Raw genomic sequence first — 525 nt, forward strand, 5'->3', positions numbered from 1 at the left:
ACAGGTAAAGCCCTGTTTATGGCGCTCAGGAGCCAGCGCCCACCTGCCGGGCTAATCCACCACTCTGATCGAGGTTCACAGTACTGCGCATACGATTACCGGGTCATACAGGAGCAGTCTGGTCTGAAAACATCAATGTCGCGTAAAGGTCACTGTTACGACAACGCTCCGATGGAAAGCTTCTGGGGAACGCTGAAAAATGAGAGCCTGAGCCACTATCGTTTTAATAACCGGGATGAAGCCATCTCAGTAATACGGGAATACATTGAGATTTTCTACAATCGTCAGCGTCGTCACTCTCGTCTGGGGAATATCTCCCCGGCAGCCTTCAGGGAAAAATATCATCAGATGGCTGCTTAAAAAAAGAACAAATGGTAGTGTCCGCTATTGCCAGTACACCTCACAGTACATTGACCAGGATTTCGAGCTGTTATTTTTCTCAATTCGCAGAGCTTTATTGCCGCTGTCATCAACCAGTGTGCGTCTGCCATACATACCGTCCCAGCCATAAGGTTTCAGCTGATT

Annotated in this window: 1 protein-coding gene; it reads left to right on the plus strand. The window is 48.4% G+C overall.

Going from position 1 to position 525, the window contains the following annotated elements:
* Positions 1-360 (plus strand): integrase core domain-containing protein (locus BFF42_RS20480; RefSeq protein WP_146753229.1); only part of this gene is annotated, 360 nt, incomplete at its 5' end.
* Positions 361-525 lie beyond the last annotated feature (165 nt).

The organism is Shigella sp. FC1661, from assembly GCF_001712525.1.
Classification (GTDB): Bacteria; Pseudomonadota; Gammaproteobacteria; order Enterobacterales; family Enterobacteriaceae; genus Escherichia; species Escherichia coli.